At 57.6% G+C, this 20,095-nt stretch carries 20 protein-coding genes, 1 tRNA gene and 1 pseudogene; 12 read left to right on the plus strand and 10 right to left on the minus strand.

Translation table 11 applies throughout. The features are described from left to right. Positions 1–49: 49 nt before the first annotated feature. The 8 genes from rplT to ACHZCJ_RS11760 all read right to left on the minus strand — a co-directional run bounded on the left by rplT (position 50) and on the right by ACHZCJ_RS11760 (position 5,685). Positions 50–412 (minus strand): 50S ribosomal protein L20, encoded by a 363-nt coding sequence (gene rplT / locus ACHZCJ_RS11725; protein WP_089133726.1) that lies wholly within the window; start codon positions 410–412, stop codon positions 50–52. Between the two features lie 39 nt (positions 413–451). After that, on the minus strand, positions 452–655 hold the full coding sequence (rpmI, locus tag ACHZCJ_RS11730) for a 50S ribosomal protein L35 (RefSeq protein ID WP_159646979.1): 204 nt from the start codon (positions 653–655) through the stop codon (positions 452–454). Between the two features lie 129 nt (positions 656–784). After that, positions 785–1,564 (minus strand): histidinol-phosphatase, encoded by a 780-nt coding sequence (gene hisN, locus ACHZCJ_RS11735; protein WP_321326608.1) that lies wholly within the window; start codon positions 1,562–1,564, stop codon positions 785–787. A 15-nt stretch (positions 1,565–1,579) separates the two neighbouring features. After that, positions 1,580–2,053, minus strand: a complete 474-nt coding sequence (locus ACHZCJ_RS11740) for a DUF2269 domain-containing protein (protein ID WP_321326611.1) — start codon at positions 2,051–2,053, stop codon at positions 1,580–1,582. Further along, on the minus strand, positions 2,050–3,363 hold the full coding sequence (locus ACHZCJ_RS11745) for an SDR family oxidoreductase (RefSeq protein WP_321326612.1): 1,314 nt from the start codon (positions 3,361–3,363) through the stop codon (positions 2,050–2,052). Before ACHZCJ_RS11745 ends, ACHZCJ_RS11740 begins: the two co-directional genes overlap by 4 nt. 75 nt (positions 3,364–3,438) lie before the next feature. Beyond that, complete coding sequence (locus ACHZCJ_RS11750; RefSeq protein WP_321326614.1) at positions 3,439–3,846, minus strand: hypothetical protein; 408 nt, start codon at positions 3,844–3,846, stop codon at positions 3,439–3,441. Positions 3,847–3,881: 35 nt separating this feature from the next. Continuing rightward, positions 3,882–4,817, minus strand: coding sequence for a ribose-phosphate pyrophosphokinase (locus ACHZCJ_RS11755; protein WP_159646989.1), 936 nt, complete (start codon positions 4,815–4,817; stop codon positions 3,882–3,884). 103 nt (positions 4,818–4,920) lie between these two features. Further along, entirely contained in the window at positions 4,921–5,685 is a 765-nt protein-coding gene (locus ACHZCJ_RS11760) for a LytTR family DNA-binding domain-containing protein (protein ID WP_321326617.1), read from the minus strand. 164 nt (positions 5,686–5,849) lie between these two features. Between ACHZCJ_RS11760 and ACHZCJ_RS11765 the strand changes: the two genes are divergently transcribed. The 7 genes and pseudogenes from ACHZCJ_RS11765 (at position 5,850) to ACHZCJ_RS11795 (ending at position 12,348) form a co-directional block, all read left to right on the plus strand. Further along, complete coding sequence (locus tag ACHZCJ_RS11765; RefSeq protein ID WP_321326618.1) at positions 5,850–6,380, plus strand: DUF2306 domain-containing protein; 531 nt, start codon at positions 5,850–5,852, stop codon at positions 6,378–6,380. A 40-nt stretch (positions 6,381–6,420) separates the two neighbouring features. Then, the gene (locus ACHZCJ_RS11770) at positions 6,421–8,076 is read left to right on the plus strand and encodes an NAD+ synthase (protein ID WP_321326620.1); all 1,656 of its coding nucleotides are present in this window, start codon (positions 6,421–6,423) and stop codon (positions 8,074–8,076) included. Continuing rightward, entirely contained in the window at positions 8,073–9,410 is a 1,338-nt protein-coding gene (gene gltX / locus ACHZCJ_RS11775; protein ID WP_321326622.1) for a glutamate--tRNA ligase, read from the plus strand. Before ACHZCJ_RS11770 ends, gltX begins: the two co-directional genes overlap by 4 nt. A gap of 152 nt (positions 9,411–9,562) precedes the next feature. Beyond that, complete coding sequence (locus ACHZCJ_RS11780) at positions 9,563–10,216, plus strand: TonB family protein (protein ID WP_321326624.1); 654 nt, start codon at positions 9,563–9,565, stop codon at positions 10,214–10,216. A 96-nt stretch (positions 10,217–10,312) separates the two neighbouring features. Continuing rightward, entirely contained in the window at positions 10,313–10,720 is a 408-nt protein-coding gene (locus ACHZCJ_RS11785) for a hypothetical protein (RefSeq protein ID WP_159646998.1), read from the plus strand. A 23-nt stretch (positions 10,721–10,743) separates the two neighbouring features. After that, positions 10,744–11,693, plus strand: a pseudogene (gene ribD / locus ACHZCJ_RS11790) (bifunctional diaminohydroxyphosphoribosylaminopyrimidine deaminase/5-amino-6-(5-phosphoribosylamino)uracil reductase RibD). Between the two features lie 46 nt (positions 11,694–11,739). After that, positions 11,740–12,348 carry a riboflavin synthase gene (locus ACHZCJ_RS11795; protein WP_321326628.1) on the plus strand — a complete coding sequence of 203 codons (609 nt, stop codon included), beginning with the start codon at positions 11,740–11,742 and terminating at the stop codon, positions 12,346–12,348. A gap of 92 nt (positions 12,349–12,440) precedes the next feature. Here the strand turns inward: ACHZCJ_RS11795 and ACHZCJ_RS11800 are convergent, their stop codons facing one another. Further along, positions 12,441–13,223: a DUF1134 domain-containing protein gene (locus ACHZCJ_RS11800; RefSeq protein ID WP_159647004.1), complete on the minus strand. Its 783-nt coding sequence runs from the start codon at positions 13,221–13,223 to the stop codon at positions 12,441–12,443. 224 nt (positions 13,224–13,447) lie between these two features. Here ACHZCJ_RS11800 and ACHZCJ_RS11805 point away from each other — a divergent pair. Then, positions 13,448–13,537 (plus strand) — tRNA-Ser (locus tag ACHZCJ_RS11805). A 404-nt stretch (positions 13,538–13,941) separates the two neighbouring features. Here the strand turns inward: ACHZCJ_RS11805 and ACHZCJ_RS11810 are convergent. After that, the gene (locus ACHZCJ_RS11810) at positions 13,942–14,094 is read right to left on the minus strand and encodes a hypothetical protein (RefSeq protein ID WP_321326630.1); all 153 of its coding nucleotides are present in this window, start codon (positions 14,092–14,094) and stop codon (positions 13,942–13,944) included. A gap of 340 nt (positions 14,095–14,434) precedes the next feature. On the opposite strand from ACHZCJ_RS11810, the gene ACHZCJ_RS11815 reads away from it, so the two are divergent. The 4 genes from ACHZCJ_RS11815 (at position 14,435) to ACHZCJ_RS11830 (ending at position 20,093) form a co-directional block, all read left to right on the plus strand. Next, positions 14,435–15,277 carry a hypothetical protein gene (locus ACHZCJ_RS11815; protein ID WP_159648049.1) on the plus strand — a complete coding sequence of 281 codons (843 nt, stop codon included), beginning with the start codon at positions 14,435–14,437 and terminating at the stop codon, positions 15,275–15,277. Between the two features lie 351 nt (positions 15,278–15,628). Further along, positions 15,629–17,068, plus strand: coding sequence for an O-antigen ligase family protein (locus ACHZCJ_RS11820; protein ID WP_394700111.1), 1,440 nt, complete (start codon positions 15,629–15,631; stop codon positions 17,066–17,068). A gap of 163 nt (positions 17,069–17,231) precedes the next feature. After that, positions 17,232–17,936, plus strand: a complete 705-nt coding sequence (locus tag ACHZCJ_RS11825) for a polysaccharide biosynthesis/export family protein (protein ID WP_321326634.1) — start codon at positions 17,232–17,234, stop codon at positions 17,934–17,936. A 15-nt stretch (positions 17,937–17,951) separates the two neighbouring features. Then, positions 17,952–20,093, plus strand: coding sequence for a polysaccharide biosynthesis tyrosine autokinase (locus tag ACHZCJ_RS11830; protein WP_159647012.1), 2,142 nt, complete (start codon positions 17,952–17,954; stop codon positions 20,091–20,093). Positions 20,094–20,095: the final 2 nt, after the last annotated feature.

Here is a 20,095-nt window from a genome sequence, read left to right on the forward strand (position 1 = left end):
AAGCGCCGCGAGATTGCTCTCCGGCGCTTCTTTGAAATTATGAAAATGCTTAGGCTTTGGCCAGAGCATCCTGCGCCTGTTTGATGATGCCGCCAAAGACTGCCGGTTCATTCATCGCCAGGTCGGCCATCACTTTGCGGTCGAGTTCAATGCCGGCCAGCTTGGTGCCGTGGATGAACGTGCCATAGGTCATGCCTTCGGCGCGAACCGCAGCGTTGATACGCTGGATCCAGAGCGCGCGGAAGGCCCGCTTCTTAACTTTACGATCGCGATAGGCATATTGGCCGGCTTTTTCGACAGCCTGCCGCGCGACGCGGATGGTGTTCTTGCGGCGGCCATAATAGCCCTTCGCCTGAACCAATAATCTTTTATGTTTTGTACGAGTGGTCGTACCCCGTTTTACACGTGCCATATTCTATATCCTGTAAGTTTGAATGTCGCTGCGGCGGGATTAACCCAGACCGTATGGCGCCCATTTCTTGACTGTCCGGGCATCCGCATCACACAATTTCTTGGTGCCGCGCTGCTGACGGATATATTTGCTGTTATGGCTCATCAAACGGTGGCGTTTGCCGGCGACGCCGTGCTTTACCTTGCCGTTCGCAGTGATCTTGAAGCGTTTCTTCACACCACTTTTGGTCTTCAACTTGGGCATTTTGGTCTCCTCTAGATGGTACCGTTACGGACACTTGTGGCAGCCCAACACTGGCCAGAGCGTCACTTCGGAAGGGCGTCTTTAGCGGGATTCGGCAGGAATGCAAGGGATATCAAGAGAGAAAATCCCTCAATGATGGCAGGCAATAGCCTCCAGCACATCATCCACCCGCGCGTGATCACCGATCGCCAGCACGTGACCGTCCGACTCCGCGTGGAGTGGCTCACCGTTCCAGTCGCACATCATCCCGCCGGCGCCATCGACAATCGGGGCGAGCGCCGCGAAATCGTGGAGCATAAGACCGGCTTCGCAGACAACATCGACATGGCCGCTGGCGACCAGGCCGTAATTATAGCAATCGCCGCCATAGATAATCTTGCGCGGCGCAACTTTGCCGGCCAGTCCCATGAAATGATCGGCGTCATGCTCGTCGAAAAGGTGGGCAGAGGTGGTGGCGAGAACGGCGTCCTTGAGTTCCCGGCAGCGCGCCGATCTGGCCGGCTGGCCGTTGAACAATGTCTCGCGGCCGACGACGCCGACCCACCGTTCTCGTGAAATCGGCTGGTCGATTATCCCGATCAGTGGAAAGCCCTCCTGCATCAGTGCGATCAGGGTGCCGAATATCGGCCGCCCCGCGATGAAACTGGTGGTGCCGTCAATCGGATCGAGCACCCATTGTCGCGATGCGCCTTCATTGCGCGTGCCATATTCCTCGCCGATAATGCCGTCATCCGGCCGTTCCGCTTCGATGATCGCCCGCATGGCGGCTTCTGCCGCGCGATCTGCTTCGGTAACAAAGGTCGAGTCGCTTTTTGCTTCCTGGTCAAATTTGGCGCGGAAGAACGGACGGATAGCTTCGCCCGCAGCGTCTGCAAGCTTTTGCGCGAGATCGATGTCTTTGGGTGTCATAGCCTTGTCCTATCTTCAAAAAACAGATTTGGCGAGCATCAGCCAGACAATCAACAAAATTGCTGAAAAGGCGGGAATGCCAAGCGCGAACCAGACCCTGTAGAGCCGGTAATATTCCGGTGGCAAGGCAGAGTGCGTCTCGCAGGACTGCCGCGCCAGGTTTCGCAGGCGCAATTGTATCCAGACGACGGGAAGCCAACAGAGTCCGATAAAAATATAGAGCGCCAACGACCAGATTATCCAGGGTGTCATAATCGGCCATCCGGTCAGAGCGGCCAGCCAGAATCCGGTGATCGGTTGAACGATCACCGCCAGAGCGGTGAACAGGAAATCTGCAACAACCACGGTATGGGCAACATGGGCAATAAGTTTTGGATCATCGGTGCGATGGGCCATCAGCATGAAAAACGCAATTCCCGCGCCGGTACCGATCAATATCGTTGCACCGATTATATGCAGCCACTGAGCGAAGAGCAGCCAGTTGCTCATCTTCTGTCCAGCGCGATCAGGCAGGCGATGGATAGCCCTGTGCAGGCGAGAGCCTTGATTAGCGGCGCCAACGGATCAAGCCACAGCAGCGGTGTCAAAATCGTGCCACCGGCCAGATAGGCGAGCGAGATTGCAATGGTGCCGGCCAATGCTGCCCGCACCGTTTTGCGAAAAAGCAGCCCGGCACCCAGGATCAGATCTGCGACTGCTCCGCCGTAGACCATGATCAACGCGATATTGGACGAAAGATATGAGCCATCCAGCAGCGCAGCGGCTTCGTCAGCCTTCCAGATTCCCAGCAGGCCCGAACCCAGCCAGAGGAGAGCGAGCATTGCCAGAAATAACGGAAGTCCGAGCATCAATTGCGCATGGATGCGGTCCTGCTTTCCTGCCGGGAAGCCCTCCAGAACCTGTCCCAGCGCAATGGCTGGCCGTCCGAGGATGATCACCGTCTGCTCAGACTGGCCCTGCACTCCGTCGATGAGGGATCGGATTGCGTTGCTACGCATCGGAGACCGCCAGCCAAGCCAGCCAAGCGCGTCGGACATCATGGCGGCGATTTTCGTTAGGCGCCGCCCGACGGGAAGCTTCCGGCCGACGGCGCCAAATCCGAGCCATTCCCGGTGCAGTGCAATGATCTGATCGACGGGCCGGGATTCGGTTTCCACAAGATCGTAGGAACCGGCCAGCGCAACAGGCCGGGCGATAGCATTCACGGTCGCTTCCACTACGTCGGCAAGTGCGATGCACTGGATTTTGCCGAAGCCGGTCAATCGCGGCGCGACCAAGGGCAGTGCAGTAATCATGCGGATCAGTTCGGTGCCGCCATAGCTGTTTCTACCGATCACTAGTCCGGGGCGCAGGATTGTCGCCCTGAGCGACGAATTTTCGAGCCGTTGATCGGCACGTGCCTTGCTCGTCATGAAATCATGTGCGGCATCATTTGACGCGCCGCAGGCCGATATCTGGATAAATTGAGAGATATCCGAAATCTCGCATGCTTTGATCAGTGCGAAGATGGCGTCGGCCTGAGTGATATTGACATCGTTCCCCGGGCTGGACTGCAAAACTCCACTCGCATTGATGACGACATCGACTTCGTGCAGCAGAGGCAACCAGCTTTGGGGGTCACAATATTGGCGAAGATCGCCTTTACACCATTGGATATCCGGGAGAATGGCCCGGCCATAGGAAAGATTGCGACCGAAGCCGGTGACTCGATGTCCGGCAGATGAAAGCTCCTTGGCAATGGCGCTGCCAATGAAACCATATGCCCCCAGAACCAATATCGACTTTGGAATTCGATCCAACGGACGGTCAATCCAGTAGAATGGTCGCGGAACTTTCTACGACCGGATGATCTGGAAGTTGAAGAGAGCGAGAGGTCATGGCTGGTCCGTCTCGACAAGGGGTGGCCGCCAGGCCCACAGATACAGGATCAGGCCGGTGATGATGAACATCGCGCAGCCGGAGAGAACCCAGGCATTGGCATACCAATAGTCACCCCAGGTAAATTGGCCAGCCATGATCTTTTTCCAGCCGTTGAAATGCTGCATTCCGGCGACAACCAGCCCAAGTAGTGCCAATGTTGATGCTATCCACCGGTTGAGCCAGTGCATAGGGTTGGCCAGCAGGAGCAGGCCAAGCAGTCCGATGACTGTCCTTTGTGCGCGGCAATAGGGGCAGATGTAAACCCAGTCGGCCCATTCGGTAAACCATGCGAACAGCGAGATAAATATCGCCAGCAATGCGATATGGATGCGATATTTCAACAGAAGTTCAAAGCTGGGCATTGTCCTCTCCCGAAATCGGAAAAATGCTCTCCCGACTAGTCAAAAAGGCTGCTCACCGAGCTTTCGTCCGCAATTCGCTTGATCGCCTCTCCCAACAGCGGGGCGATCGGCAGGATGCGAATCCGGTTCGAATCGAGCGCGGATTGCGGCGCCCGGATGGTATCGGTGATGATCAGCTTGCGCAGCGAGGAGTTGTTGACCCGTTCGACCGCCTTGCCGGAAAGAACGCCGTGCGTGATATAGGCCGCAACATCGGTCGCGCCTGCCGCGATCAGGGCATCGGCGGCGTTGCAGAGAGTGCCGGCGCTGTCTGCAATATCGTCGATCATGACGCAGAAGCGACCTTCTACATCACCGATTATATTCATCACTTCGGACACGCCAGCCCGTTCGCGGCGCTTGTCGACGATGGCGAGAGGGGCGTTGTCGAGCCGTTTCGCCAGCGCCCTGGCGCGCACCACGCCGCCAACGTCGGGGGAAACAACCATGATATCCTTGTCGGCGTGACGCGACTTGATGTCTTCGCTGATCACCGGGGCGCCGTAGAGATTGTCGGTCGGAATATCGAAAAAGCCCTGGATCTGGCCGGCATGAAGGTCGACGGTCAGGACGCGGTCGGCACCGGCTTCGGTGATCAGATTGGCAACCAGCTTGGCCGAAATCGGCGTGCGGGGTCCCGGCTTCCGGTCCTGCCGCGCGTAGCCGAAATAGGGGATGACCGCGGTGATGCGCTTGGCTGACGCGCGGCGCAAGGCATCGATGCTGATCAGCAATTCCATCAGATTGTCATTGGCGGGATGGCTGGTCGACTGGACTACAAACACGTCCTCGCCCCGAACATTTTCATGAATTTCGATAAAGATTTCATCATCGGCAAAGCGCTTGACGCTGGCGTCGGTGAGCGGAATATCGAGATATGCTGCAATTTCCGTTGCAAGGGGCAGATTGCTGTTGCCCGACATGAGTTTCATAATTGTGTTCCCCGATCCAGCGGCCCGCCAGAATCTCCAACGGAACCTCGTGATGATTTTGCGACCCTGTTAAACAGGTGCTAGCTGAATCAAAAGAGGCTTTTCATTTAATCCATCCTATTTGTTTGAGAGCGGCCACCCGGTTGCGGGCAACCGGAATTTCCAGACCATTGGTGAGCAGCAACCGCCAGTTGCGATCCTGCCGCTTTGCCGACGCCACGGCTTCGGCCGCAACCCACCAGCTGCGGTGGACCTGATGGCCCTCGATGTGTTCCATCTCGCGAATTGCGTCGCCCAATCGCATTAACAGCATCTCGCTGCGCTCTGTTGCGTGGACGCGGACATAATGGTCTTCTACGCCGAGCGCGAGTATCGTGTCGGGGAAGCCCTGCGGCAGCCGGTTGTGCAGGGCTGGCAGTGGCAGGGTATGATCAGGCCCTTCTCCGTCCCCCTGATCGCCGGTCGACCGATGCTCTCGCGGAAACAAGTTTCGCATGACCAGAGAAATGCCCAGGCCGATACCGATAACCTGAAGATAGAGCAGGGCAAAATCGTCACTGAACATCAGTCCCTGCCAGCGAAAACCGTTGATCATGAAACCGATCATCATCGATAGCGGCAAGCCCGCGACGAGCAGTGCCATGGTCATGGCACCCCAGTAAGGAACAGTGGTCGCTTCGTGCAGCCAGATAGCGGCGAAGCTGATCGGCCGGAATATCAAATAACCAACGAGGATGAATATTACCCAATAGGCCAATCGTAGCGCAAACGGCATCGCATAAGTGCCGAAAGGACCGAGCAGGCCCATGATCAGGCCGATGCCGCTGATAACGAGCAACTCGATCGCCAGTTGTTTTTGCCAAGTCATGGTCACGAGGGTTTCTTTAGCTACCCGTTCGCGTTTCGCCAACGGGCAAGTTCCGGTTTTCAAGCCATTTCACGAAGAAATATGGCGGTAGCCGTATGGGCAATAGCGACAAGCAGATAAAAGTGCCATGTTCTTGAAATCAAACGATAACAAGGAATGCCTATATGTCAGATAACAGCAGCATCGCTAAAGGATATTCCGTACCGGGGATGATCATGATCGCTGGGGCAACCATATTGCTCACGTTGCTGCTGATGGCATTGACCAATTTCGGATCCGGCAACGCCGCAGCGGCCGCCAGCGTCTCTGACAGGTTGACGCTGCCGGTCATCCTGCATCTGGCCACTGTAATTCCGGCGCTGCCCCTAGGCGCCTACATTCTGCTCAGACGCAAGGGGGATCGTCTGCACAAGATCCTGGGCCGGGCGTGGGGTGGCTTGATGATGACAACTGCGATCACCAGCTTCTGGCTGGGCCGCAGCGATGGTTCGGGCTTGTTCGGAACACATCTCGGGTTCATCCATATATTTGCGGTGGTTACTCTGGTCTCGATTCCGCTCGGCGTCTGGCAGGCGCGGATCGGCAATATCAAGGAACATTATCGAGCCATGCAGGGGCCCTATATCGGCCTGATCATCGCGGGAATTTTTTCGTTCATTCCGGACCGCATTCTCGGCAATCTCGTTTTTGGATAAATCATTTGCCGATCATGCCGCCCCTTTCTATCAGGGCCCGATGACCGACAAGCTTATCATCACCATGGCGCAACTGACTCAGAGTGTCGGCGATCTGCGCGGCAATGCCGATGCGATGATTGCGGCGCACGGCAGCAAGCCGGATAGCGATCTGATTGTCTTTCCCGAATTGCAGCTGATCGGCTATCCGCCGGAAGATCTGGTGCTGAAGCCGGCGGTTTGGGAGCGGGCGGAGGCGGAACTCAACCGGCTGGCCGCGGCGACTGCGGGGCCGGGACCGGCGATGCTGGTCGGATCGGTGTTTCGCGAGGATGACCGGCTTTATAATGGCATTGCCCTGCTCGAAGGCGGGCATGTCAGGGACATCCGCTACAAGGTCGAATTGCCGAATTACGGCACATTTGATGAAAAGCGGCTCTTCACCTCCGGCCCGCTGCCGGAACCTATTCAATTCAAAGGCTGCAGGATCGGATTGCCGATCTGCGAGGATGTCTGGTTTCCGACCGTGTGCGAGCATCTCAAGGCGCAGGGTGCCGAGCTGTTTATTTCCGTGCACGGCAGTCCGTACGAGATCGAGAAGGACGACAAGCGTCTGGGACAGGTGGCGACGAAGCGGGTACGGGAAACGGCTATACCGCTGTTGTTCCTGAACCGGGTCGGCGGACAGGACGAGATTGTCTTCGATGGTGCCAGTTTCGTGCTCAATGGCGATGCGAGCGTGATGCACCAGTTGCCGGACTGGGACGAAGCGATCGTCGATACCCACTGGTCGCGGGAAGACGGCGAATGGACCTGTGCGCCGGGAGATATCCATCAACTGGATGATCATCCGGCCGATATCTACAACGCGATGATTGTCGGCTTGCGCGACTATGTGAACCGGAACCGGTTTCCGGGCGTGTTGCTCGGACTGTCGGGCGGGATCGACAGCGCCCTGTCGGCTGCGGTAGCCGTCGATGCCCTGGGCGCGGACCGGGTCTGGAATGTCATGATGCCCTCGCGCTTCACCTCGCAGGAAAGCCTGGATGACGCGGCGGGTTGTGCCGAAATGCTGGGTACCAGGCTGGACACCATTCCGATCAACCCGGCGGTTGAAGGCTTTGACGCGATGCTCGAGGACAGTTTCGCCGACAGCAATGTCGATATTACCGAAGAGAATATCCAGTCGCGGATCCGCGGCGTGACGCTGATGGCACTGTCGAACAAGTTCGGCCATATGCTGCTGACCACCGGCAACAAGAGCGAGATGAGCGTCGGCTATGCCACCATCTATGGCGATATGGCGGGTGGCTATTCGGTGCTCAAGGACGCTTACAAGCTGACCGTCTTCAAACTGTCCTCCTGGCGCAACCGCAACAAGCCGAGCCTCGGTCTCGGTCCCGACGGGCCGGTGATGCCGGAAACGGTCATCACCAAACCGCCAAGCGCGGAATTGCGGGAAGACCAGAAAGACAGCGACAGTCTGCCGGATTACGAGATTCTCGATCCGCTGCTGCACGGGCTGATCGAGGAAGAATTGTCGGTCAACGACATGGTCGCGCGCGGGTTTGACCGCGAAACGGTGGTGCGGATCGAGCGGCTGCTCTATATCGCCGAATATAAGCGCCGCCAGGCGCCTCCCGGAGTCAAGCTGGGCACCAGAAACTTCGGCCGTGACCGGCGCTATCCGATTACCAACGCATTCAGGACCGTATGACCATAAAGACCCGCTTTGCTCCGTCACCCACGGGCCACCTCCATGTCGGCAATATCCGGACGGCACTGCACAACTGGATGTTCGCGAAGAAACAGGGCGGAACCTTTCTGTTGCGACTCGACGATACCGACGGCGAGCGATCGAAAGAGGAATATGTCGAGGCGATCCGGGCCGATCTGGCATGGCTCGGTCTGACCGCTGACGAAGAGCAGCGTCAGTCTGCCCGCTTTGACCGTTATGAAGAGCATCTGGCGAAGCTGAAGGCCGATGGCCGGGTCTATCCGGCCTATGAGACGGCGCAGGAACTGGACCTGAAGCGCAAGATCCAGCTCGGCCGGGGCAAGCCGCCGATCTATGACCGGGCCGCGCTCGACCTGACGCCAGACCAGATTGCCGCCTTTGAAGCCGAGGGGCGCAAGCCGCACTGGCGCTTCAAGCTGGATCACGAAAATCCGATCGTCTGGCCCGACCTGATAAGGGGTGATCAGAATTTCGATCCGGCCCTGTTGTCCGATCCGGTCATCCTGCGCGAGGATGGCAGCTGGCTCTATATGCTGCCCTCGGCGATAGACGATATCGAGATGGAGATCAGCCACGTTGTGCGTGGCGAGGATCATGTTGCCAACACCGCGGTGCAGATACAGATGTTTGAAGCACTTGGCGCAAAACCCCCGGAATTCGCCCATGAAGCCCTGCTGGTCGGGACCGAAGGCAAGCTGTCCAAGCGGCTCGGCTCGCTCGGCGTCAGCGGCTTTCGCGAGAAGCATATCGAGCCACAAGCGATCGTTGCCTTGCTCGCCCGTATCGGGACCAGCGATCCGGTGGAACCGATTGCCGACGTCGAGCAGCTGATCGCGACCTTCGACTTTGCCCGCTTTGGCCGGGCACCGGCGCGGTTTGACGACGAGGAACTGGCGCAGCTCAACCAGAAGATTGTTCATCTGCTGGACTATGCGGATGTGAAGGACCGGCTGCCGGAGTCCATGGATGCTGACGGCTGGGCGGTGATCCGGCCGAACCTGCATGATATGGGCGATGTCGACAAGTGGTGGCAGGTGGTGACCGGTCCAGTTGCGCCGCCAGAATTTTCGCCGGAAGACCGTGAATTTCTGTCGGTCGCCCATAGAGAGCTGGAAGAACTGGAAGCATCTTCCGGCTTGTGGAAAGAGCTGACCGGCACGCTAAAGGAAGCGACGGGCCGCAAGGGCAAGCCGCTGTTCATGCCGCTGCGGCAAGCTCTGACGGGACTGGATCATGGCCCCGACATGAATGTTTTGCTGCCGCTGATTGGCCGCGAAGAAGCGCTAAAAAGACTATTAATATCAATAAGTTAACATGATTTTCTATAGCTGGATTTGCGGCTGCACCCACCCCTGATTGCTTTGCACGATGTAATAGTATAACATTACAATCGGCGCTGCGGTGTGATAGTCGAAAAGGCACGGAGCCGCTCCGCCATGTTGAGGATGGTTGAGAGGACAGTATCATGAGCTATGTATCTGTATATGAAAATAAAACTCCGCGTTCGAAAGGCCTGATAATGACCGGCGCCGTGCATGCGGCGATCGTCGCGGCGGTGATCGCGATGCCGGCGATCGTGGTGCCGGATAGATTCGAAGGCACGATCCTGGCTATCCCCGTGAGAGTGCAGCCGACTCCAGAACCGGTGGTCGAAGAAGTGAAGCCAGACGTCAGAACAGCGGCGCCTGTACGGAAAACCGCACCAGAACCCCGGATAACCGACTTGCCGCCGATTCCAAAAGATCAATATGCAACGACCAGCCTGGCCAGCGCCTCGGTAGGAGAAGGCATGGCAATACCCCTGGAAACCATCACCCTCAAACCCGATCCGGTGATTGTCGGCGCACGGCTTAACACTCGCTATGCGGACCGGTTCCAGCCTGCCTATCCGCCGGGCCAGTTGCGGCTGGAGCGGGAGGGCGAAGTCAGCGTCCGGGTACTGGTCGGGACGGACGGCCGGGTCAAGCAGATCGAACTGATCGATGCGCCGCATGAGGATTTCTGGGAAGCTACGCGCAGACAGGCGCTGAGCAAATGGCGCTTCACCCCGGAAACCAGAGATGGCAAGCCTTTTGAAAGCTGGATAACCCTGAAAGTCCGCTTTGAAATCAACAGTTGATCTGCGGGCCAGCCGGTCGACCAGCGCTTTCCCGCGGCAAATTTGCGGGAAGGGCTGGTCATCCGGCCGTCGCCGCACTATCTGAACGCCATGGGAATGTTGAAAGATGTATCCGTTACCGGCGGTTTTGGTGATCTAGTCGCCGTTTTTCGCCAGAGTGAACCGGGGGAGCGTCTGCTTCCCGCGGTGATGGCGATTGCCTGCACCTCGTTTATACTGTTCCTTTTCTGGCTCGATCCCAAGGTAAATACCTACACTTATGTACCGCAGGAGGTCGTTTATGTCGAAAACTGGACACATGATCGCACCGACGAGGAAATTCTGCAGGACCGCTGGCAGGTCCAGTGTCTGAAGGACAAGCTGGCAGCCAAACGGCGCGAATCCATGAAGGAGCTGGGCCGGATGTCCGGCATGGATGTCGAGGCGATCGAGGCAGATATCGAAGCCGAACGTCTGGCGCGAGGTGAGGTTGAAGTCGATCGCCCGGCCGGTCTGCAATGCTGACCCCCCCCGGCGACGCACATTTCATGGCTGTTGCACTGGCTCTGTCGGAGCGGGGACGTGGCCGGACCGGTGCCAATCCCAATGTCGGCTGCGTCATCGTCAAAAAGGGCGTCGTCGTAGGTCGCGGCTGGACCCAGCAGGGTGGTCGTCCGCATGCCGAGGCGATGGCGCTGGCCGAAGCCGGAACCGCCGCCCGGGGCGCGGATATCTTTGTCACGATGGAACCCTGTGCGCATGAAAGTACTCGCGGTCCGACCTGCAGCAATGTGATCATCGAGGCCAGACCGAAACGGGTGATCGTCGCCACCCTCGACGCCGATGAGCGGACGAGACGCCGCGGCATTGACCGGCTAGGTGAAGCTGGCATTCCAGTTTCGGTTGGTATTAGAGAACCGGAAGCGCGCCGCGCGATGGCGGGATTCCTGTGCCGGGTCGAGAATGGTCGTCCCTTTGTCACGCTCAAGCTTGCGATGTCACTAGACGGCTGCATCGCGATGGCCGACGGCTCCAGCCAGTGGATCACTGGCGATCGGGCACGGGCGCATGCCCATCTTGAACGAGCGCGCAGCGATGCGATCCTGGTCGGCGCCGGCACCGCCAGAGCGGACCGGCCCGGGCTGGATGTCCGGCTTGACGGGCTGGCCGATCGATCGCCGCAACCGGTCGTTCTTGGCAATGACAAGGATAAGCCGGAGCACTGGCTACAGCTGAACGAGCCGGCCGCGATTGCCGGTCTGGCCGATATCAACTGGCTGCTGGTCGAGGGCGGCGCACAAACCGCCACCTCCTTTCTTGCGGCGGGCTTGTCGACCGGCTGCTGCTCTATCGAGCCCCGATCATCATCGGTGGCGGCCTGCCCTGCATCGGCGATATCGGGCTGGAAAAACTGGGTGAGGCGCATGGCCAGTGGCGGCGTACCGACCGGCGCGAACTCGGGCAGGATATGCTTGAGATATATGATCGCGCCGCCTAGGTTCCGCCGGGTTTGTCGCAAATAGACACAGCAAATAGGATCGCGCATGTTCACAGGCATTGTTTCAGACATCGGTACCATTGAATCGGTCGACCAGCGCGGGGATCTGCGCGTGGTGGTCCGGTGCGGCTATGCTATGGACGATGTCGATATGGGGGCATCAATCGCCTGTTCCGGTGTCTGCCTGACGGTGGTTGACAAGGGGCCGGACTGGTTCGCCGTCGACGTATCGGGCGAGACCCTTTCGTGCACCGCGCAGGGCCAGTTTGTCGCCGGGCGGAGACTCAATCTGGAGCGGGCGCTGAAAGTCGGAGACGAACTGGGCGGGCATATTGTGACCGGCCATGTCGACGGCGTCGGTACCGTCTCCTCGAGCAACGCCGCCGGCGATTCGCGGGAAGTCGTGATCCGGGTGTCGAAAGAACTGGCGCCGTTCGTCGCCGCCAAGGGATCGATCACGGTCGACGGCGTCTCGCTGACCGTTAACGCGGTTGCCGACGATGATGAGGGCGCATTGTTCACGCTCAATATCATTCCCCACACCGCACAGGTGACGACGCTCGGCGAGCTCGAGCCCGGCCGCGCGGTTAATCTGGAGATTGATATATTGGCCCGCTATCTGGCGAGAATGGAAAAGGTCCGGTCGCGGGGTTGAGCAAAATCGCAACCCGCCCGTGACGGTCGCGGCCCCGCGGGAAGGGGATGGCGTGCCGGGCCGTATCGCTCAGGCTGTTGGCGGTGAGCCGGTCAGAACGGCAGCCATTTCTGCTTCTTGCTGAATTTCATATAGCCGACATTGGCGCCAAGCCGCAGGCCCGCGCCGAGTCGCACCGGAATCAGAACCTTGTCACCGCTACGCAAATAGCTGACGTGGAAGCCGCCGATGAAATAGGCCGCGCCTTCGCCCGCCGGGAAGCGCTGATAAAGTTCTTCGGTGTCATAGAGATTATAGACCAGCACGAAGGTGTTTGCGGCATTGCCGCCAACATCAAAGCCGATGGACGGTCCGGTCCAGTAGACCGGGCGTTCGCCCTCGACCTTGTGATAGAGCTTGCCCGAACCGTAGCGCAATCCGACGACAAAAGCGCCGCTGGCTTCCCGTCCCGCAATATAGGCATTGGGCCGGCCCTGCTTCTTGAGAATATCCTCGATCACCTCGGCGAGGCCTTTTGCACCCTTGCCGAACACGCCTTCGGCCGCGCCAATCAGGTCATCGTCCTGATAGGTGTTGCTGTCCTCGATCGCTGCACCGATGCTATCGCCGCCTTGAGCCCCGGTTGCAGCCGAACTGGAGGGGGCGATAATGTCGGCATTGAGGTCGCTATCCAGTGGCGCATCCTCCACGGTGGCCGACCGGGAGCTGTCGGGTTCAAAATTCCCGTCATAATCGGGTGCGGCCAGATCGGCATCGATTACGTCATTCGGATCGACAGTTTCGACCTGGGCAGATGCGGGCGACAGCGCCGGTGCACCGGCGAGAGCCAATATGGCAAATAGACCCAATGATTTCTTCAAGCATAACCGTAACATGGGCAAACTCCTTCCGGTTACCAGCCGAATACAGGCTCTCGGCCGTCGACTATGACCACGCAATGAACGGACGACGAACGGACTCGATTCTGCGGCGATCCGAGTCCCCCCAGCCCTGCTTTCACCGGTTCCGGATTTTTTCCGGCAGGAATCCAAAGGGGCCAATTTTCCCGTTGCAGCCAGTGCTATCCGCCGTTATAGCGCTTTTTCAAGCCAAACTGCGTGGACACGTGGGTGAGCGGCTGAAACCACCTCCTTGCTAAGGAGACAAGCCTTTACGGGCTTCGAGGGTTCGAATCCCTCCGTGTCCTCCACTCCCCTGTTTCTATCATTGCTGAAAATGCCAATTCCTTAGCTTAGGCCTTTGGAAATGGCGACGTTCGTGTCACGCGCCGTCGCTTGCCGTTCCCTGCTAGCCCGACCACTGTGCGGGTAATAATATGTGAAAAAGAAATATGGCCGGGCTGACAGCGACGGCAGCACGTCGAGGATTAATTCCGACATCGCGGGGGCTGCTGGCTCCGGTTGCAGGCCAGATGTGTGGGGGCGGGAGAACCAACCCCACGGCACAGGAGAGGTTTGCCGCAACCAATAGGCGCGCATAGATAGGGGGGAATCTCAATTTTCCAGCTGTCAATCCGCAGCGATAACGTTGTTACAGATTCTTTTTCGCGCGCCTGGCAGTGGTCTCGGGGCAACACATTAACCAGCGGCGGGTTCAGCTCGGCCCATAACTGGAGGTCTCAGACGGGTCGTCGTAATATTTTCCCTCAGTTCCATCGCGCATATCTGAAAAAACAATCAGCGCGGGTTTTTCATAGGTCAGTTTGTTGTCTTTGACGATTTGATCTCTCCTGTCTGAACTTTTCATTTTCGCTTCCTTGTTTTACAATGGCCAGCACGGCGGCAAGTCATGTGATCTGCGTCCATGTACCGAAGGCCGATATTTAATCGGGGCAAGATTGAAAGCAAGCGAACTCCGTGTTCCGCACTCGCCCATTCCGGACCATCGCTGACTTCTTCGCCCGCTTTTTGTCAGTTGGTGTGGAAGCGCTTCGTGCTGCTTGCTTGCCGCTCGGTCAACCGGTGCCGATGAAGCGCAATGGCATCAAGACCGTTTAACGCGTGCAGCGGAACCGCGCATTATTTCTTCTTGCCTCGCCGATAAATTATTATAATGAAACATAAAAAGGGGGAAATATTCAGTGAAAATGAAACTTGTGGTGCCCATTCTGGCGCTCCTAACTGCCGTGCCTGCCATGGCAGAGACCTTGAGCAACGATACGGTGCTGTCGATGATTGGCCTCGGCCTGGGCGATGAAGCCATTGTCGCGAAAATCCGCACTTCGGATTCCGAATATGACCTGTCGATCGATTCCATGGTGAGTCTGAAAAACCAGGGTGTTTCGAGCGCCGTTATCGCGGCGATGATCGAGGCGCAGGAAAGCAACAAGGCGAGTGCGCCGGCGATGGCGCCGGATTCGCCAGATCCCATGGTCCCGCATCCGGCGGGCGTGTACCTGCTGGACGAGACCGGGGAAGCCGCCAGAATGGTGCGGATCGATTCTACCATTTCCAATCAGGCCAAAACCGGTGGTATATTGGGCTACGCAATTACCGGCGGCCTCGCGTCGATGAGCGTTAAGGCGTCCATTCCCAATGAGACGGCTCGTGCGGGAACAGATTCACAGACGCCTGTTTTCTATATGTTTTTTGACGAATCCAATCCGGACACTGTGGTTCAGGCCAGTAGCTGGCAATCCGGTTCGGCCCAGACAATCAACTCTCCCAACGAGTTCACGCTGATCAAGCTCAAACAGAAAAAGGGACGCCGCGAAGCGCGGGTCGGCAGCATGAATATCGGTGGTACGAAAGTCGGTGTGATGGACAAGGATCAGCACCAGTTTGATTATGAGATTGTCCGGCCCGGCGTCTACAAGGTTGTCGCCCAGGAAGTTCTCGAGCAGGGTGAATATGGTTTTATCTACGCCTTGAACGGTGGCGCCGCGGGAGGCGCGCTCACGGCACGTATTTTTGATTTCACCATTTACTAGGCCCGGGGCTGCATGGGTGGATGCTTTTGATCTGGCGGTGGCCATTGGAGCGCCACCGCCGCCTGAGCTAAGGCACGCCGCGCCTGCGCTCGCTTTCAAGGCTGAAGCGGCCAAACCGGCGTGATCGAGCAGCAGGCCGTTCGCATGAATAGTGCCGGTCCCTGCATTCGTCCGGTTCCTTCTTTTGTGGAGCGCTGCCGGAAGTTTGCGCGTCATACCGTGCTGATGGCCTGATGGCTTGGTTTCAAGCGGGCCGGCCACGCGATGCGACATGAATTGCATTGACTATCCGTTCCCGCCCGATCATCAATTCCGCACGCCATCGCGATTGCAGTTCACAATATTTGGGCCATGATGAATAACAGAAAAAGCAGAAATATAGCTCCGAAAGGCGGGATTGCCGACCGCGCTTTGCTGCTGGTGCTGGGGGCTTTTATCACTGCCATCTGCCTGTTGGGTGGCAGCGTTCGCGGCGATGCGGTGCAGCTGATAGTGCTGCGGCCGGCCGCTTGCCTGGTGGCCGGCTATGCTTTGTATCAGCTTGGAGCGAGTCGCGCGGGCGGACAAAAGGTTCAGGGGCTTGCGCCGCTTTACGCGGGGCTGGCGGTGCTGGCCGTCTGGATGATCATCCAGCTCATACCCTTGCCCTATCAAATATGGTCCGAATTGCCGGGCCGGGCGCTGATCGCCAAGCTTGATGCGGCCGGCGGACAGACGGGCCTGTCGCGTCCGCTGTCCTTTTCGCCTTCGCGAACGGCCAATTCGCTGGCCGCGCTGATCGTCCCGCTAGCGGCCCTTCTGTTATTTCATCGCTATCCGAACCGGCGGAAAAAGGACTTCCTCGCGCTGGTCATTGTCATTGCTCTCGGCAATTCGCTGCTGGGTATCCTGCAGATCCTCGGTCCCAGCGGCGGTCCGCTCTATTTCTATGAATTCACCAATGCAACAGAGGCCGTCGGTTTCTTCGCCAATCGCAATCACTCCAGCGTATTCTCGGCAGTGGCGCTGCTGATCATCAGCTATATCTATTCGCAAAACTGGCGCTTTTTCCGCCTCGACAGGAAATATACCAACATGGTCCTGGTCACCATCTATCTGCTGATCTTCCTGTCGTCGATCCTGAACGGGTCGCGTGCCGGATTTCTATGTGGCGGCATAGCGCTTTTCCTCGGTCTGGTCCTGTATAATCTCAGGCCCGCGGGTGCCAAGGGACCCGGCATGAAGCAGAGCCGGAAAGTCGCATCGATCATCGGTTCGGTTGCCATTGTGGCGTTCAGCCTGACGCTGATTCTGCTGTTCTTTGCCTCGGATCGCGTCCCGGCTGTCACCCGTCTGATCGAAGCTGACAATATGTCGAACCTGCGGACGAGCGCGATGCCGACGCTGCTGGAAATGATCGGCACCTATTGGCCGTTCGGCACCGGCTTTGGCACGTTCGACAAGGCCTATTTCATTCATGAACCGAACGAATTGCTGATGCCCAGCTATTTCAATCAGGCGCATAATGACTGGCTGCAGATGATCATCGAGGGGGGCGCGCCGGTAGCGGTGCTGGCGATTGCCGGAATCCTCTTCTATTTTGCTGCTGTTCTGAAACTGTTTGTCCTGACCGCAAGTAATCGCGCGCATCTGTTTTTCTGGTTCGGCATCATGACCATATTGGGGGTCGCCAGTCTGGTCGACTATCCCCTGCGAACGCCTTTATTCAGTGCGGTCGCTGTCTGGATCGTGGCTCTGCTGCTTGCAGCGCGGCGCAATCCGGAAGCTCTCGGCTTCATCAGGGATCCATGATCCACCCTCGTTTCCGGCCCTTGTCTGGCCGAAGAATCCCCCGGTTCATTGGCTCCGGAGAACGCAGGTTCATCACCCGTTCGGAAATAGCGATGGATCGAGGTTGCCTAATCGCAAATTGCTGTTTACGGCTGAATTCCGTTGTGTGGATTAGAGAGTGGAAATGAAAATCCAATTGAAACAATTGTTCATTTTAGCGATATCGGGGGCTCTGCTAAGTGCCTGCGCAACCGCACCGATCGGTATGTCGAGTGATATCGAGCTGACCACATTGGAAGAGCTTCCCGCCAGCACTGCCGGGTCGCCTTATCAGGTCCGCCCGCTTGAAACTCTGGAAATAGCTGTTTTCGGATCGGAGTTGCTGTCCGGAACCTATCTGCCGGATGAACAGGGCCGGCTGAATTTTCCTTTGATCGGCCAGGTCGAAACAGAGGGATTGACACCTTCGGGAGTCGAGGATGTGCTCGAGGATAAATTGCGCGGGCAATATATTCTCAATCCGCAAGTCACCGTTCGACCGACCAAATTGCCGGAGTTGACCGTTTCGATCGGCGGTGAAGTGAAAAAACCGGGAACCTATACATCCTCCAACTCGCCCACTTTGCTGCGCGCGGTCTATAATGCCGGCGGCCTCTCGGACTATGCGAAGTCTCAGGAAGTGCTGGTGTCGCGGACGGTAGACGGTCAGAAATATATCGGTGTCTATAATCTTACCGCGATCCAGCGGGGAAACTACCCGGATCCCGCTATATATCCGAATGACGTAATTGCCGTGGGCGATTCCCCTTCAAAACGTTTCCTGCAGGGTCTGCTGGCATATGTTCCGCTTCTAACAAATACTGCTGTTCTGATCGACAGAGTAAGATGATAGGTTGATTGATTAATGGCAACGAACCTCCAAACTGCGAGATCAGCCGGTGAACGTGACCCATTTGAAGCGGAAGCGCCGGATTCTATAAGCCTCCACGATCTGGAGCGTTTCTGGCAGCAGGCCATCAACCTGCGCTATGTGATTCTCGGCATCATTGTCTTTTCGCTCGTGGTCGGCTTGATCATGACGCTCTTGCAGACGCCTCTGTACCGGTCGACGGCGCGGATCGAGATCAGCCAGATCGAGTCCGATGTGACCAATATCGGCGACGTCGAACTGCAGAATATCTCGAAAGACCGGCAGTATTTTGCCACCCAATATGAGCTTCTCCAGTCCCGCAGCCTCGCCAACCGGGTTGTCAGCGCCGGTAATCTGACTCGCGACAAGAAGTTTCAGGAAGCTTTCGGACTGGGGGAAAAGGGAGTCTCGGACACCGCCGCGGCCAATATTTTGCTCGCGGATATTTCCATTCAGCCAATCGAATTCTCGAACCTGGTCGATATCAGCTTTTCCAGCCCGGATGCGCAACTTTCCGCTCAAATCGCCAATCTCTGGGCGCAAGAATTTCTGGGCATGAATTATGACAAAAGATTCGGCTCCAATGCCCAGGCCCAGAAGTTTCTTGGCGACCAGATTTCGGAAATGCGGGAAAAGCTCGAACGGTCCGAACAGGAACTGATCGACTATGCCAATGCAAACGAGATCGTGAATATCGCGCCAATCACTTCAGAGGATGGATCCGCTGGTGGTGGTCAGACTTTGGCTTCATCGGAACTCTCCGCCTTGAGCGGAGATCTGGCGCGCGCAACCGCGGCGCGGATCGAGGCCGAAAGCGCCTTGCGGGCGAGCGCGGCGGCAGCCGGAACCGGCGGCACATCGGCTGTGCTGAAATCCCGGTTGTCCGAGGTGCAGGCCAAGCTTGCCAGCCTGAAATCACAATTCGGTCCCTCTTATCCGCAGATCGTCGCTCTGGAGGCGGAAGAGGCGTCCCTGAAATCCTCGATGCAGGGGGCATCGCAAGACATATCCAGAGAATTGCAGGCGAACTTGCAGAAAGCTCTGCTCCAGGAGCAGGCCTTGCAAAGAGCATTTGATCGCGCCAAATCCGGTTATCTGGGGCAGCAGGGGCAGGGTGTCCGGTACGGAATATTGAAACGCGAAGTCGATACGAACCGTCAACTTTATGATGCGCTTCTGCAACGGTTCAAGGAAGTCGGTGTTGTCGGCGCGGGCAAGAACAACATGGTCATGGTCGACAAGGCCGAAATAGCGCGGAGTCCCTACGAGCCGTCTCTGACACGCAATCTGCTTCTGGCCTTCCTGTTCGGTGCCTTCGCCAGTGGCGCTCTGGTAATCCTCCGAGAAACCATGGATCAGAGTATCCGCAACCCGGCCGATGTGAAGCGGGTTCTCGATCTGCCTGTTCTGGGCCTCATTCCGCTGATTCCGGAAGACGCTATCAATGAGCAGCTCGAGGACAAGAAATCCGAACTGAACGAAGCCTATCAGGCAACACGGACGAATCTGAATTTCCTGACGGACAAGGGCGCGCCCGGTACGATCATGTTCACCAGTACGCGGCCAGATGAAGGCAAGACCCTCACCGCGGTTGCCGTTGCCGAAAGCTTCGGCCATCTGGGCAAGCGGGTATTGTATATGGATGCCGATTTGCGCAATTCCGGCCTGCACGAAATCTTTGAAAATGTGCCCCAGCCGGGCGTGGGATTGAGCGGCTTTCTGGCCGGGAATGACGATTTCGCGAAAAGCATCGTTTCGCTGGATTCGCACCCGTTCGATATTCTACCCAGTGGCCGGAAACCACCCAATCCGGGGGAATTGCTGGCCGGAACGCGGCTGCAGTCACTGCTCGAACAGCTGGGCACCAGATATGATCATGTCATCATCGATAGCCCGCCCGTCCTGGGACTGGCGGATGCACTCGAGATTGCATCGGTCGCCGATGGCGTCGTTTTCGTGGTCGAGGCCAATAGCGGCAAGATCCGGACGATCCAGCAGGCTCTGAGCAGGCTCGAAACCAGTGGTGCCCGCATATTCGGTGCTATTGTAACCAAGCTGGATGACCGCAATCAGACCTACGGCTATGGTTATGGCTATGGTTACGGGCATAGCTATGGTGAAAAAGACGATAGTTGAAC

It is taken from the genome of uncultured Parasphingorhabdus sp. (assembly GCF_963677535.2).
In the GTDB taxonomy this organism is placed as follows: Bacteria; Pseudomonadota; Alphaproteobacteria; order Sphingomonadales; family Sphingomonadaceae; genus Parasphingorhabdus.

Coding starts and splice junctions, on each gene's coding strand:
- rplT (WP_089133726.1), bottom strand. CDS start 412: ATGGCACGTGTAAAACGGGGTACGACCACTCGTACAAAACATAAAAGA.
- rpmI (WP_159646979.1), bottom strand. CDS start 655: ATGCCCAAGTTGAAGACCAAAAGTGGTGTGAAGAAACGCTTCAAGATC.
- hisN (WP_321326608.1), bottom strand. CDS start 1,564: ATGACACCCAAAGACATCGATCTCGCGCAAAAGCTTGCAGACGCTGCG.
- ACHZCJ_RS11740 (WP_321326611.1), bottom strand. CDS start 2,053: ATGAGCAACTGGCTGCTCTTCGCTCAGTGGCTGCATATAATCGGTGCA.
- ACHZCJ_RS11750 (WP_321326614.1), bottom strand. CDS start 3,846: ATGCCCAGCTTTGAACTTCTGTTGAAATATCGCATCCATATCGCATTG.
- ACHZCJ_RS11755 (WP_159646989.1), bottom strand. CDS start 4,817: ATGAAACTCATGTCGGGCAACAGCAATCTGCCCCTTGCAACGGAAATT.
- ACHZCJ_RS11760 (WP_321326617.1), bottom strand. CDS start 5,685: ATGACTTGGCAAAAACAACTGGCGATCGAGTTGCTCGTTATCAGCGGC.
- ACHZCJ_RS11765 (WP_321326618.1), top strand. CDS start 5,850: ATGTCAGATAACAGCAGCATCGCTAAAGGATATTCCGTACCGGGGATG.
- ACHZCJ_RS11770 (WP_321326620.1), top strand. CDS start 6,421: ATGACCGACAAGCTTATCATCACCATGGCGCAACTGACTCAGAGTGTC.
- gltX (WP_321326622.1), top strand. CDS start 8,073: ATGACCATAAAGACCCGCTTTGCTCCGTCACCCACGGGCCACCTCCAT.
- ACHZCJ_RS11780 (WP_321326624.1), top strand. CDS start 9,563: ATGAGCTATGTATCTGTATATGAAAATAAAACTCCGCGTTCGAAAGGC.
- ACHZCJ_RS11785 (WP_159646998.1), top strand. CDS start 10,313: ATGTTGAAAGATGTATCCGTTACCGGCGGTTTTGGTGATCTAGTCGCC.
- ACHZCJ_RS11795 (WP_321326628.1), top strand. CDS start 11,740: ATGTTCACAGGCATTGTTTCAGACATCGGTACCATTGAATCGGTCGAC.
- ACHZCJ_RS11800 (WP_159647004.1), bottom strand. CDS start 13,223: ATGTTACGGTTATGCTTGAAGAAATCATTGGGTCTATTTGCCATATTG.
- ACHZCJ_RS11810 (WP_321326630.1), bottom strand. CDS start 14,094: ATGAAAAGTTCAGACAGGAGAGATCAAATCGTCAAAGACAACAAACTG.
- ACHZCJ_RS11815 (WP_159648049.1), top strand. CDS start 14,435: ATGAAACTTGTGGTGCCCATTCTGGCGCTCCTAACTGCCGTGCCTGCC.
- ACHZCJ_RS11820 (WP_394700111.1), top strand. CDS start 15,629: ATGATGAATAACAGAAAAAGCAGAAATATAGCTCCGAAAGGCGGGATT.
- ACHZCJ_RS11825 (WP_321326634.1), top strand. CDS start 17,232: ATGAAAATCCAATTGAAACAATTGTTCATTTTAGCGATATCGGGGGCT.
- ACHZCJ_RS11830 (WP_159647012.1), top strand. CDS start 17,952: ATGGCAACGAACCTCCAAACTGCGAGATCAGCCGGTGAACGTGACCCA.